We start from the raw sequence: 13,570 nt of genomic DNA, 5'->3' as shown, positions 1-13,570 counted from the left end.
TGCCGATTCACCTCGGTGACAGTCACCTCCCCGGTTACTGACCCGGTTTCGGCGTATCGAAGTAATCCAGCATATCGAGGATAGCGCCGAGAAGGAAGCTGATGACGGCGACGACCAGGACGGCTGCCGTCAGGAGGTTCGAGATCGGTTCCGGGAGCGTCAGCTGAAATGCGGCGACGAACACACAGGTGATAATTCCGACGGTCAGCAGAAAGGAGCCAGCGTTGGGGTCTTCTCCCGTAATAAAGACGATATCCTCGAAAAAGGTCGAGCCGCCACTGACCTCGTCCTCGGAAAACTGTTCTTCGGGCTCGGATGCGGCTTCGTCGGTCATGACTCTGCTGCGGCCGCGTTCTTCTGTTGAACCGCTCTGTGGACGACCCCGACCAGATGTGAGACCCACAGACCAGCGGTGAAGCCAAATAGCGTCCCGACGAGCGCGACCTGTGTCAACTCGGCGAGCGGTGCGACGGCCGCGAGCAGACACAGTCCTCCGAACAGGATCATCAACGCGTACTGGACGCGGGTGTCCATATCGATCTTTCCGAGCGACTGCGAAAGGCCTGTGCTCATTACTGCTAATCCTTAGCATCCACAGAATCATAAGCGTACAGGCCGGTTCGACGGGAATCAGCCACCCTTTCCACACGAAGACGCCGAATCTACCCAATAACACCCCAGGGACCCGGATCGGATACCGGAATCAGTTCGATGACGATCCGCTGTCGAGTTCGCGCTGTAACTCGTCGAGGAGTTGCAATGCCTCCAGTGGCGTCGTGTCGGCGAGGTTCACGTCTCGGAGCGTCGCGAGAACTGTGGCGTCGGCATGTCCGCCATCTCCGATCGTAGCCGACTCGCCGATTGCAATGGAACTGCCGTCGGTTGCGACCGGTTCGCCCGCCGAATCGTTCGAATTTCCGCGTTGCTCCTCGTCGAGTAACTCCCGTGCACGCTCGACGACTCCAGCGTCGACTCCGGCCAGACTGGCGACCTCGACACCGTACGACGCCGTCGCCGAGCCCTCGGAGAGTTGATGGTCGAACGAGACCTCACTTCCCGTCCGTCTCGCCGCGAAGTGACGGTTCACGACACCCGGGAGTTCTCGGGCGAGCTCTGTGAGCTCGTGGTGATGTGTGGCAAAGAGGGTTGTCGCCCCGATCCGGTCGTGGACGTGCTCTGTGACCGCCTGTGCGATGGCGAGGCCATCCGTCGTGCTGGTCCCCCGACCGACCTCGTCGAGCAGGACGAGCGAGTGCTCCGTCGCTGAATCGAGGATCTCCGCGAGTTCGGTCATCTCGACCATGAATGTCGATTTCCCACTGGCGATATCGTCGCTCGCCCCGACGCGGGTGAACACCCGATCGACGAGTCGCACGTCCGCGTGTTCGGCCGGGACGAAACTCCCGATCTGTGCGAGAACCACGATCAACGCGACCTGTCGCATGTACGTCGACTTGCCGGACATGTTGGGACCGGTCAGGATCGTGACGACCGCGTCCTCGTCGAGGCGGGCATCGTTCGGAACGAACTGTTCCTCGGTGCGTTCGACGACCGGATGACGACCCCCCTCGACGTGGATGCCGTCGCCGCCTAACTCGGGACGGTTGTAATCGTGCTGGGCTGCGACCGTGGCCAGCGAGACGAGCGCGTCGAGTTCGGCGATCCGCTCGGCGACTGCCTGTACCCGTGCGGACTCGGTAGCCACATCGGAGCGCACCTCGGTAAACAACCGATACTCCAGATCGTCGGCGCGCTCTCCGGCGCTGATGATCTCGTCCTCGCGGGATTTGAGTTCGGGCGTAACGAATCGTTCGGAGTTTTTCAGGGTCTGTCGGCGCTGGTAGTTGTCGGGTACTGCATCGAGATTCGGGTTCGTCACCTCGATGTAGTAACCATGCACCGAGGTGTGGCCGACTTTCAGAGAGTCAATCCCGGTGCGCTCGCGCTCGCGGGCTTCGAGGTCGTCGATCCACGCTTTCCCCTCGCGTTCAGTCGCCCGGAGCCCGTCGAGGTCGTCGCTGTACCCTTCTCTGATCAGTCCCCCGTCGGTGACTTCGGTTGGTGGATCGGGGCGGATCGACGTCCCGATCAGTTCGCGCACGTCCTCGAGTTCGTCGAGGTCCGCACGAAGGTCGACCAGTGCGTCGGTTTCCGCGTTGTCGAGGGCTGCCCGGAGATCGGGTACGATGTCGAGCGTGTCCTTGAGCGAGCGAAGGTCGCGGGCGTTTGCGCGGCCCCGTGCGACCCGAGAGATCAGGCGCTCGATGTCGTAAACGTCACGGAGCAGGTCACTCAGTTCCTCGCGGGTCCGGAGGTCGCCGACGAGTTCCCCGACGGCGTCGTGACGCCGTTCGATGGCTTCCCGGTCGATCAGCGGTCGCCGGAGCCAGTCTTTCAGTTCCCGGCTTCCGAGCGCACAGGCAGTCTCGTCGAGCACGTCGACCAGTGCGGGGCCTGCCTGATCGTGAGCAGTCCGGCGCTCGAACAGTTCGAGGCTCCGGATCGCCACCCTGTCGAGCACCATGTACTCCTGTGGATCGTACCGGGTGAGGTGGTTGATGTAGTCGAGCGTGGCGTCCTCGCTCGCTTCGGCGTCGTCTCTGGGTCCTGCTCCCTCGTCGGCATCTTCGGCTGCGTGTCGGGCGAACGTGTCCGGGGCCAGTTCGGTGTGTTTCCCGCCACGGGTGTACTCGGCGTACGAAAGCAGTGCACCGCAGGCGCGGACTTCCACGTCCCCCGCGAGCAGGCGGTCGGTGTCACCGAAGTAGGCACAAACTTGCTCGCGGGCCCGACCGTGGTCGAAGGTCCGCTCGTCGTGGGGCGTAACCATACAGCTATCGGGGAACGGATCGGCGGCCGCGTTCGGCCCGACGATCGCTTCCTGGGGATCGAACCGACTGATCTCGTCACGGAGTGCAGCCGCAGAGCTGACGGCAGTCGCGTAGAAATCGCCGGTCGAAACGTCGAGCAGCGCGAGACCGTACTCCCCACCGTCCGCGGTCAGCGCGGCGACGAAGTTGTTGTCGTCGGTCCGGAGCAGTTCGTCCTCGGTTAACGTCCCGGGCGTCACGATCCGGGTCACTGCGCGGTCGACGACGCCCGATACCTGCGATGGTTCCTCGACCTGATCAGCGACCGCGACCCGGTAGCCCGCATCCAGTAGCGTTTCGATGTACGATTCGGCGTTGTCGATCGGAATCCCGGCCATCGGGTAGGTACCGGTCGAATCCTCGCGTCTGGTCAACGTTATTTCCAGAAGACGTGAGATGGCCTCGGCGGCCTCGCAGAAGGCCTCGTAGAAGTCGCCGACCTGAAACAGCACGAGTGAGTCCTCGTACTCCGAACAGAGCTCGTAGTACTGCGAGAGCATCGGCGTCAGCTCGTCGCTCCGCTCGGCCATCTTCTCGGGCGGTCCAAGCGCCGCGTCCATACGTATGGGCGGTGGCTCCGCGCAAAAATACTCTCCGCTTGCCAGTACCTGCTGAGAGAAGCTACGGCTGGTCGATAGTTGAGTGTGGTATCTCAATGATAGCCGACAGATTCGCCCGAAGTTTGATTGTTCCGTATACACGAGTATACGACAGGATGAGTAAATCAGTCCGCATCTCCGAGGAGTTCCACGAATTCGTATATGCACACAAGCGAGACGACGAGACCATGGAGGAGACCCTTCGACGTCTTATTGGGGGGCCGAATCCTGAGGATGTTGCCGGGATACTGTCGAGCGATACGGCAGCGATCATGCGAGACAATCTCGAAGAGAAGGAGGGTGCAGACGCCGAGGACAAACGCGAACTTCGGAAACGGTTCGAATGATCCTCGATACCTCGTTTCTCATTGATCTCTTCGAGGGCAAACAGAATGCATTCGAGAAGGGTGTCGAGCTTTCAGACGGACAGACAGTTCAGCGGATTCCCTCGCCAGTCGTCATGGAACTCACCTACGGATCCGAGTTTGGAGAGGAATCGGAGCGTCGAAAGGTCCGTAACGCCCTCGGAATGTATCCGGTTGTCGAACAGAATGAACGGATTGCGCGCCGCGCCGGACAGTTACTCGCGGGTGCTGACAAGCGAGCCGCCAGTGACAGTGGAATCGACAAGGTTGATCCGATGGTTGCAGCGGTTTCGGACATCTACGATGAGCCAGTCCTCACCGCCAACGTCAGGGACTTCGACGCACTCGGTGTTGCTGTGGAGACGTACTGACGTATTTTTCCGGGGTGGGCGCTGTGACCGCACAACCGGGGCTCCGATCAGTTCCGCATCCGGGCTATACCGTCCTCGAAAATGACCCGGTTCGGCACAATAAACTCGGCGTCGTCGTTCTCGATCCGCGTCGTCAAAAGCGTCATCTCCTGAACGATCCCCTGTCGGTCGCCGATCCGGACTTCGTCACCGATTCCGTAGGGCTGGTTGAGCAGGAGATACATCCCCGCGGCCCCTGATGATAGGAAATCCTTGAACGCCAGCCCGCCGATCAGGACGACACCGAAGACGTAGACGGTCAACAGGACGAGCAGCGCCGTCGTGTTGACGCCGACCTGTCCCAGCGCGATCAACAGGGCGATGTAGAGCACGCTGTACTTGACGATCAGCGGGAGGATGTTGATCTCGGGGAGCTTGACGTTTTTGAGGCGTTCGCTCACCGCCAGCTCGGCCTTGTCCGCGAGGATGAAGCCCGCGATCATCACGAGAACAGCGATGAACAGCCGGGGGACGAACTCGGCAACACCGAACCAGAACGTCGGCGCATCGAAAATGCCGGAGATGTGGATCGCCGTCAGAATCGTGACGCCGTAGATGAACCACGAGGTAATGCGTGCGATGAGCGAGACGGTCGAAGTGCCGATACTTCGCGCAGTGCGCTCGAAGGGTGTCCCTTCGACAGCATCCCCGATCCCCGCCGTCATGAGGATTTGCTTGTTAATCCGGCCGACCGCGACGCCGAGCAACAGTCCCAGAACCAGCACCAACAATCCAAGTACGATCGGCTGCTGGAGGAGCGTCCCGATCGTGCCAAGCTCACCGAGCGTCTGGTCGAACATCTCAGTAGTTCTCCGGATCTATCTCCAGAATCAGTTCGCCGCCCTTGAACGCCCGAACCAGACCGTCGCTCTCGCTCAACACGATCGCCGTCGCGTTCGTATCCCGGGTAATCGCCCCTGCTGCCATGTGTCGTGCACCCAGTCCCTTTGGGATGTCGACGCCCTCGGCGGCGGGTTCGAGATACCGGTAGGCGCTGACGATCTTCCCGGCGTCGCTGATGACAAAAGCTCCGTCGAGGCGGGAAAACTCCTTTAACATCACAGTCACGATCGGGTCGCCGACATGGACGTGGGACTTCTCGAAGGGGTTGTAGCTGAGCGGCCGGGACTTGTTCATCACCTTCCCGGCGTCCCCGACGACGAACAGCGCGCCGACGGGCTTGCCCTTCTGTCCCTTCTGGCCGAGTTCGATCGCCACTTCGAATACCGCACGGATTACGGACGGCTCCGCCCGGGACTGGGTAAAGAGGTCGTAGATCCCCGAGTTCTCACCAGCGCTCACCCGGACACGAGCGACCGTGTCGATATCGTCATCCGAGAACAGTTTTGCGCCACAGATTAGCTCGTCTCCCTCCTCGACCAGGTCGTCGTCGAGCGCACCCTCGATGGCGAAGGTTAGCTGGTCGGCGACATCCTCGAATGCCAGCGGGAGTTCGACGAACCGGTCCGCGCCGTGCTCGTTGTCCGGTGCGGCGACGATAACGTCGAGGTCTTCCAGATCGGTAAACGTCTGGTAGTACGAACTGCTCGGCGAGAACAGGACGATCCCGTCCGCGTCGGTAAAGAGGTCCCCGAATAACTCACTGACATCCGACATTGCTCGTACTCACTCTGCGTGACGGCAAAAGGTTTTGGTCATGAGAGGCAACGCCTGCGTCCGTGTTCCCGCTCGATCGAACTCAATCGATTCAAGGTCCGTCGTTCGCTAGAGCCGGTATGACCGACGACTCACGGGAGCACGTACTCCCCGATAGCGACCAAGAACTGGAGACCGCGGATGTCGAAGGGTTCGATTTTACCGGCGACATCACCCTCGATACCGTCCTCAATTCGTACGCAACGACCGGGTTTCAGGCGACCGCACTCGCAGATGCCATCAATATCGTCGAGCGCATGCAAGACGAGGATGCAACGATCTATCTCACCTGCACCTCGAACATCGTCTCGTCCGGTCTGCGTGAGGTCGTCGCCGCGCTGCTCCGCGAGGGGCACGTCGACGTCCTGATCACCACCTCGGGCTCGCTAACCGAGGACGTAATCAAGACCGCCAAGCCGTTCAAGATGGGATCGTGGGACGCCGACGAGGCTGAGCTCCGCGAGAAAGGGATCAACCGACTGGGCAACATCTACGTCCCCTCTGACCGGTACGTCTGGCTTGAGGAGTACCTCTACGACTTCTTCGACGATTTCTTCGCCGAAGCGGCGGTGCGGACGCCGACCGACTTTGCCGCCGAACTGGGCGCGACACTCGACGACGAGAACTCCATCCTGAAACAGGCCGCAGACAACGATGTACCCGTCTTCTGTCCCGCCCTGACTGACGCGGAGGTCGGCAACTTCCTCTACTACTACCGACAGCAGGCCGAGGAAGATATCGGCATCGAGATTCTGGAGGACTACGAGTCGCTGATCGAGGACGGTATGCTTGCCGACACCACGGGCCTGATCGCACTCGGGGACGGCGTCCCGAAACATCACGCCATCATGACCAATCTGTTCCGTGGCGGTGCCGACTACGCGGTCTACGTCTCCACGGGAATGGAGGGCGACGGGTCGCTATCCGGTGCACCACCGGAAGAAGCCGTCTCGTGGGGCAAGATCAAGAATGCCGACAAGAACTACACGCAGGTCGAGGCCGAGGCGACGCTCGTCGTCCCACTGCTGGTCGCGCAAGCGTTCGAGTTCTGATCGGGAAACACCTTTTTATCCCCGCCTGCTACTATCAGCCATGATATCGCTCGACGAGGCAGTGACGGCACGGTTGGAATCGCACGGTGAACGCTTCGAGGTGCTCGTCGACCCTGACGCCGCCCTCTCGATCAAGCGTGACGAGTTCGAGGGTGATCTGGAGGACGTAATCGCCGCCGAGGACGTCTTCGAGAACGCCAGCCGCGGCGACCGACCAGCAGAGGGCGATCTCGAAGACGTCTTCGGCACGACAGAGCCACTGGAGATCATCCCCGAGGTCATCAAACGCGGGGAGATCCAGATCACGGCCGACCAGCGCCGCGAGATGCAAGAGCGCAAGCACAACAAGCTGGTCAACCAGATCACGCGCAACGCGGTCAACCCGCAGATGGACGACGCGCCCCATCCCCCGGATCGGATCGAGAGCGCGCTCGAAGACGCCGGGTTCAGCGTCGATCCGATGGAACCCGTCGAAGAGCAGATCGACGAGGCGCTCGACGCCTTGCGGCCGGTTATCCCGATCCGCTTCGACGAAGTGACCGTCGCCGTGCAGGTCCCCCCGGATCACGCCGGGAGCGCACAGGCCAAGCTCCGCAGCTTCGGCGACCTGGAACGCGAGGAGTGGCAGGCAGATGGCTCCTGGATCGGCGTGCTCACCTTCCCTGCCGGACTGCAAAACGAGTTTTTCGACCGGGCCAACGAGGTCACGAGCGGCGAGGCCGAAACACAAATCATCAAAGACGAAGACGATATCAAGACGCGCTAGCCGCGTCGGTATCCGACCCAGAACCCGCCAATAAAGCCTGCACCGATCGACAGCGTCGAGATGATGGGCACGATCCAGCCCGGGTCCTGGACTTGATCACGCGTCGCGACCAGCCCGTGTGTTAGCCGATCGTAATCGACTATCACGATCCCTTTCGACTCCAGAAACCGAAAGAGCGCCAGTTGGACGCCGATGATGACGGCAAGAACTTTTGCGATCCGTTTTGTCGCATAGCCGATGATACCGCCGATCAACGCGCCGCCGCCGAACTCCATGGCCAGTTGCTGGGCCTCGATCTCCATACAGCAATGGAGGTAAGCCGATCATAATAAGCCCTTTGTGCCGGATCAGTTCGGCTTTGCGCACGGGGTCGGAAAACGAAGCGGAGAATCGGTCGAACAGATTTATGCTGGTACTACCCTATTCCAAGGTAATGACTACCGAAACGCCCCGCGTGAGCACCGGGATCGATGGTGCAGACGATGTGTTGCATGGCGGCTTTGTATCCAACTCGTCGACGCTAGTCCGGGGCTCGCCGGGAGCAGGAAAGACGATTTTTGGGCTGCACTTTCTCGCGGAAGGCGTCGCGGGCGGAGAAGACACACTCTATATCAATCTGGGCGAGCCAAAGGAGTATCTCCGGCAGACTGCAGCGGCCTTCGACCTGGATCTTGACACGGTAACGTTCCTCGACCTGTCCCCGTCTGCGGATCAGTTCCGGAAGTCGGAATCCTACGACCTCTTTTCGGCGAGCGAAGTCGAACAGCCAGCGCTGATAGATACACTCCGCAGTGAAGTCGAGTCAGTATCGCCCGATCGTGTCGTCGTCGATCCGGTAACCGAACTCAAATATCTCTCCTCGGAGGAACACCAGTTTCGGACACAGATCCTGAGCCTGCTCGATCTGCTCAAATCGGAGGGCGCAACCGTCCTGCTCACCTCGCAGGCCGCGCCCTCTGTTGCGGACGTCGACCTACAGTTTCTCGCCGACGCGGTTATCAACCTCGACATGAAAAACGGTCGACGTCGACTACAGGTGCCGAAGCTTCGTGGCTCCGGATCGGAACAGGGACCTCACACAGTCACGATCACCGGCACCGGAATACACGTCTGGCCACGGCTAGCACCGGCCGATCACGGTCGCGACGCTCCCCTTGGTCGACTTGCCTCGGGCGTTGACGGGCTCGATGGCCTGATAAACGGAGGTCTCACGACTGGGACAGTTACGTTCTTGAGCGGTCCCACAGGGGTCGGAAAGACGACACTCGGCCTGCAGTTCCTCACCGCCGCAGCGAGGGAGGACCGACGGGCAGTGCTCTATAGCTTCGAGGAAGTGCGCAAGACGATGCTCACACGGGCCGACGAGATCGGCATCCCTGCCCGTGAGATGGTGGAAGAAGGACTGCTCTGTATCGAATCGATCGATCCCGACGAGCTCACGGTCGATGAGTTCACGTCGCAGCTCCAGACTCACGTCACGGAGGGGGACATGGAAGTCGTCATGATCGACGGTGTAACCGGATTCGCCCGGTCCCTTGGCGGGGTTGAGGACGACGGTACCGAACAGCTCGTCAGGATCGGTCGCTATCTCCGAAATATGGGTGTCACCGCGATTATCTCCAACGAAGTCCACCAGATTACCGGATCGTTCCGGGCGACTGAACAGCAACTGAGTCACCTAGCGGACAACATAATCGCTCTCCGGCACGTGGAATACGACAGCGAACTTCGGAAAGTAATCGGTGTCTTGAAGATGCGAGCCAGCGACTGCACGCCAACGATCCAGGAACTGATGATCTCCGAGGACGGTATTTCCGTCGGCGAGCCGCTATCGGGCATGCGTGGGATCCTGACCGGAACGCCGGACTGGGACGATGACGGCTGATCAGCAATCTCCCGGGTGGACGGGGTTGACGACCGCTCTACAGGATCCGTCGCCACCGCTGATCTACCCACTGCTGGCCGATAGCGGGAACGAACGAGTGTTGCGGCAGTGGCTCGACGAGCACGGTGAGTACCGGGCTGTGGAGCCGGGTGTCACGCTCGAGGACGCCGAGTTCGATCTCTGTATCGTCGACCATCGGGCGCTGCAGCGAAACGAGGAGACCCTGCGGCGGCTCAAGTCGGCTGCGAACCCGGTATTACTTCCAGTGCTCCTCTTGCTTCCCGACCGCCGACTGGATGTCATCGACGTGGACGGCGGAGAGATCGCCGAGAACGTGTTCCAGACGACGGTCGACGAGATCGTTTCGCTGCCGATCAAACAGGCGGAACTCGGCTGGCGGGTGCAGGCCATGTTACGGCTCCGCAACCAGTCGCTGACTGTACAGGCACAGGCAAACGCCCTTCGACGGTTCAGGGAGGCCGTCGAAGCGTCCGGGCACGCGGTGTACATCACGAACTTGTCGGGCGAAATCGAGTACGTGAACCCGGCGTTCGAGGAGGTCACAGGCTATAGTGCCGACGAGGCGGTCGGTGCAACGCCGGAACTCCTCAACTCCGAGACGACCTCCGAAGCCTACATCGAGAGTATGTGGAATACGATCCTCGATGGCGACGTGTGGGAAGAAGAGATCGTCAACGAGCGGAAAGACGGGAGCACGTACACGGCCTATCAGACGATCGCCCCAATCGTGAAAGGGGGTGAGCCGATCGCCTTCGTGAGCATGCAGGCGGACGTAACCGAACAGAAAGAGCTCCGACGGGAACTCGGCCGGTCCGCCGCAATCATCGAGCGGCTCGACGATCCGATCATGATGCAAGATTGCGACGGGGAGTTCAAGTTGCTAAATGAAGCTGTGACCGAATACGCGGGGCTCTCGAAAGCGACGCTACTGGGTGAGGATGAAACGCCGTTTATGGACGACGCCACTGCTTCGACGATCGGCGCAAAAAAATCCGAGGTACTCGAGACGGAAACGCCAGTCCAGTACGAGCTTTCGCCCACATTCCCGAGAACCGGTCGAGAGCCGACCTTTAGCACGAAGCGGTTCCCCTACTACGATCCGGACGGAAACCTCGCCGGGACAGTCGCGATCTGTCGTAATGTGACGGATCTGAAACAGCGCGAACGGACGCTCCGACAGTACAAGCGTGCGATCACAGAGGCGAACGACCTGATCGCCGCGGTCGACCTCGACGGCGAGTATCTCTTTGCAAACCCGCAGTATCGCGAGTATCACGGGCTGTCCGCTGCGGAGGTATCCAGCCTCTCACTGTCGGAACTGTTCGATGATGATGAGTACGCCACGATCGTCGATTCGATCGAGCGGACCCTAAACGGCGATACTGTGCAGTACAGAACGGTCAGACACCATCCCTCACGAGGAGAACGAGTGCTGGACGTACGCTATCATCCGCTTCGAGGGGAAGATGGCGAAGTGATTGGCGTCGTCGGCGTGCTCAGAGACGTAACTGAAAACGAAGAGAAGACCACACAGCTGCGGGTCGTCGATCAGATCCTGCGACACAACCTGCGGAACAGCCTCCAGCTCGTCCGAGGGCAGGCCGAACGCATCAGTTCCGCTGGCGACGAGGATGTGGCCGAGATGGCAGCGGCAATCGTCGAGTGGTGTGACGAGCTACTCACGACTAGCCAGAAGTCGCGTGCGATCACCGAGAGCCTGAGCAAAACCGTGTCCGTCCGGGAAACGGCGGTCGACGAGGTCGTCGAGACGGCAGCGGCATCGGTCGCCGAATCGTATCCGAGTGCACGGATCGATCTGGACATCGAACGGCCTGCCACCGCCGCCGCGACGGAACAGCTCAATTCGGCGATCACCGAGCTGATCGAGAACGCAGTCTTCCACAGCGATCAGGAGGAGCCAACCGTTGAGGTGTGCGTCGAGCACGAGGGAGAGCGGGTCCTGATCCACATCGAAGACGACGGACCGGGGATCCCGGCGATGGATCGTGACGTGCTGGAGACCGGGAAGGCGACGGAGGATCTGTACCACGGTAGCGGGCTCGGATTGTGGCTCGTCTACTGGATCCTCAGGCGGTCCGGTGGCTCCGTCAGTGTCGAGAACAGAGAGCCTCGCGGGAGCGTCGTCACGATCAGCCTCCCTGCCGTAGAGTGACTGCCGGTTGCGAATTATGAAACTCTTAAGCCGGGCCTGTACGGAGTGCCTGTATGCGGACCACACCACTTGGGACGACCGGCGAAGAAGTCAGCTCGATCTGCCTCGGCCCGATGATCTTCGGCACCGAGGTCGATCGCGAAACGTCGTTCGCACTGCTCGATCGGTACTACGAGGCGGGCGGGCGCTTTCTCGATACCGCGAACAACTACGCGACGTGGATCGAGGGCTACGACGAGCCCCGGAGCGAACCACTGCTCGGCGACTGGCTCGACGAGCGCGGCGTCCGTGAGGAGATGTTCATCGCCACGAAGCTCGGCTTTAACTACGGCGAGACGCCCCAGAGCCTTGCGCCCGAGGTCGTCGAGCAAGAGATCGCCGGCAGTCTCGACCGCCTCGGGATCGATCAGATCGACCTGCTGTACGCTCACGTCGACGACTTCGATACGCCACAGGAAGAGACGATGCGGGCGTTCCAGCGCGCGATCGACGCCGGAAAGGTCCGCCATCTCGGCGCGAGCAACTTCCTCGGCTGGCGACTGGCACGAGCGAACCGGATCGCCGAGGAACAGGGACTGACGCCATACCAGTGCGTCCAGCCACGGTTTTCGTACTACGTGCCGAACCGCGGCGCGGAGTTCGGCGGGCAGGTGAAAGGGACGGACGAACTACTGTCCTACGCCACCCACGACGAGCTCACTGTTTTACCGTACTCACCGACCCTGGGCGGCTGTTACGGCCGTGAAGACCGCGGGATTCCCGAGGGCTACGTCAACACCGAGAACCGGGTCAAGCGCGATATCGTCGACAATATTGCGGATGAAAAGGGTTTGAACGGCAACCAGATCGCCCTTGCGTGGCTGCTTGACCGGGACCAGCCGACCGTCCCGGTGATCGGGGTTAGTACGCGGGAACAGCTCGATCAGAACCTCGCTGCGCTTGACGTCGAGTTCACAGCTGACGAGCGTCGTCGGCTGGATTCTGTTGAGCGGATGGGAATCTTCCCGTGGCGCGACTGAGGTATTCTGGATATACGTAGCTAGACGGCATACCGATAGTGTGGCCGTGTATCAAAAGAACAGCATCGGCTCGACACTCTAGTTTCTCGCAGGATGCTCCGACTGGGATTCGAACCCAGGTCATTGCCGTGAGAGCGCATCCTTAGCCTATCTGATATGTTCTCGCTCTCGTCCATCTTATCCTCCTGAAACGGCCGTTTTCAACCGTGTAGGGAATCATACGTGTCGGAAACGGATAAGGAACCCAGTTAATTGCCCGTGAGGACTCCCCGACTTATCCGAACCACTCTGTGTCCGGTTGGATCGACTCAAGATGAGTTGCCTCGACCTACAAACAGGGGCAACGAACCGGGATCGCTAATCTGCCGGTCTTTTTTATAAACACCCGGTTGTTTTCAGGGTCGGTGGTCTGTTGAACGTGTTTTGACCGAACTTCTTTATAAGGACTCGTCAGTTTGACTAAATCGGTTATAATTCACCACTCTTCGCACGAATTATATGGTGGTCCCATTATCCACCCCGCAGAAGATATTCTAGATGATTGGCACGTCCATAACATACGCGACCACTTCTACCCGCCCCCAGACGTACCAATCCCCGGAGAAGATGCACACTTTCCGGACGAATGGTCTGCCGTACTTGCCACTGTATTCTCCCAACTCGGCGAAGGGATCGAGGGCTTCTGGAGCGAGTATAGAATCAGAGCGGAAACGCATCCGTAAGACCATGGAGGATTAGTCTGCTGAATCACAGT

General features: G+C 60.3%; 13 protein-coding genes. 7 read left to right on the top strand and 6 right to left on the bottom strand.

Features of this window, described 5'->3' with window-relative positions:
• Positions 1 to 34 precede the first annotated feature (34 nt).
• The 3 genes from AArcS_RS08720 to mutS form a co-directional block, all read right to left on the bottom strand.
• Positions 35 to 334, bottom strand: coding sequence for a hypothetical protein (locus AArcS_RS08720; RefSeq protein WP_238477036.1), 300 nt, complete (start codon positions 332 to 334; stop codon positions 35 to 37).
• Positions 331 to 573, bottom strand: coding sequence for a hypothetical protein (locus AArcS_RS08715; protein WP_238477035.1), 243 nt, complete (start codon positions 571 to 573; stop codon positions 331 to 333). The genes AArcS_RS08720 and AArcS_RS08715 overlap by 4 nt, the downstream gene beginning before the upstream one ends.
• 130 nt (positions 574 to 703) lie before the next feature.
• A complete protein-coding gene (gene mutS / locus AArcS_RS08710; RefSeq protein ID WP_238477034.1) occupies positions 704 to 3,430 on the bottom strand; it encodes a DNA mismatch repair protein MutS in 2,727 nt (908 codons plus the stop codon).
• Positions 3,431 to 3,585: 155 nt separating this feature from the next.
• On the opposite strand from mutS, the gene AArcS_RS08705 reads away from it, so the two are divergent.
• The gene (locus AArcS_RS08705; RefSeq protein WP_238477033.1) at positions 3,586 to 3,816 is read left to right on the top strand and encodes a hypothetical protein; all 231 of its coding nucleotides are present in this window, start codon (positions 3,586 to 3,588) and stop codon (positions 3,814 to 3,816) included.
• Complete coding sequence (locus tag AArcS_RS08700; protein WP_238477032.1) at positions 3,813 to 4,205, top strand: PIN domain-containing protein; 393 nt, start codon at positions 3,813 to 3,815, stop codon at positions 4,203 to 4,205. Before AArcS_RS08705 ends, AArcS_RS08700 begins: the two co-directional genes overlap by 4 nt.
• 47 nt (positions 4,206 to 4,252) lie before the next feature.
• Here AArcS_RS08700 and AArcS_RS08695 read toward each other — a convergent pair whose 3' ends face one another.
• Positions 4,253 to 5,044, bottom strand: coding sequence for a mechanosensitive ion channel family protein (locus tag AArcS_RS08695; protein ID WP_238477031.1), 792 nt, complete (start codon positions 5,042 to 5,044; stop codon positions 4,253 to 4,255).
• Position 5,045: 1 nt separating this feature from the next.
• Positions 5,046 to 5,861 carry a diadenylate cyclase DacZ gene (gene dacZ, locus AArcS_RS08690; protein WP_238477030.1) on the bottom strand — a complete coding sequence of 272 codons (816 nt, stop codon included), beginning with the start codon at positions 5,859 to 5,861 and terminating at the stop codon, positions 5,046 to 5,048.
• Positions 5,862 to 5,980: 119 nt separating this feature from the next.
• Here dacZ and AArcS_RS08685 point away from each other — a divergent pair, with 119 nt between their 5' ends.
• Entirely contained in the window at positions 5,981 to 6,952 is a 972-nt protein-coding gene (locus AArcS_RS08685) for a deoxyhypusine synthase (protein WP_238477029.1), read from the top strand.
• 40 nt (positions 6,953 to 6,992) lie between these two features.
• Positions 6,993 to 7,718, top strand: a complete 726-nt coding sequence (locus AArcS_RS08680; protein WP_238477028.1) for a ribosome assembly factor SBDS — start codon at positions 6,993 to 6,995, stop codon at positions 7,716 to 7,718.
• On the opposite strand, the gene AArcS_RS08675 is transcribed toward AArcS_RS08680, so the two are convergent.
• Entirely contained in the window at positions 7,715 to 8,020 is a 306-nt protein-coding gene (locus AArcS_RS08675; RefSeq protein ID WP_238477027.1) for an FUN14 domain-containing protein, read from the bottom strand. The genes AArcS_RS08680 and AArcS_RS08675 overlap by 4 nt on opposite strands.
• Positions 8,021 to 8,151: 131 nt before the next feature.
• On the opposite strand from AArcS_RS08675, the gene AArcS_RS08670 reads away from it, so the two are divergent.
• From AArcS_RS08670 to AArcS_RS08660, 3 genes are read left to right on the top strand one after another with little or no spacing between them, the layout of a single operon-like run.
• The gene (locus AArcS_RS08670) at positions 8,152 to 9,603 is read left to right on the top strand and encodes an ATPase domain-containing protein (protein WP_238477025.1); all 1,452 of its coding nucleotides are present in this window, start codon (positions 8,152 to 8,154) and stop codon (positions 9,601 to 9,603) included.
• On the top strand, positions 9,593 to 11,797 hold the full coding sequence (locus AArcS_RS08665; RefSeq protein WP_238477024.1) for a PAS domain-containing protein: 2,205 nt from the start codon (positions 9,593 to 9,595) through the stop codon (positions 11,795 to 11,797). Before AArcS_RS08670 ends, AArcS_RS08665 begins: the two co-directional genes overlap by 11 nt.
• 53 nt (positions 11,798 to 11,850) lie before the next feature.
• Positions 11,851 to 12,816, top strand: coding sequence for an aldo/keto reductase (locus tag AArcS_RS08660; protein ID WP_238477023.1), 966 nt, complete (start codon positions 11,851 to 11,853; stop codon positions 12,814 to 12,816).
• Positions 12,817 to 13,570 lie beyond the last annotated feature (754 nt).

The organism is Natranaeroarchaeum sulfidigenes, from assembly GCF_017094485.1.
Classification (GTDB): domain Archaea; phylum Halobacteriota; class Halobacteria; order Halobacteriales; family Natronoarchaeaceae; genus Natranaeroarchaeum; species Natranaeroarchaeum sulfidigenes.
Note: the sequence above shows the minus strand (reverse complement) of the source record. Positions and strands in the feature narration are given on the sequence as shown.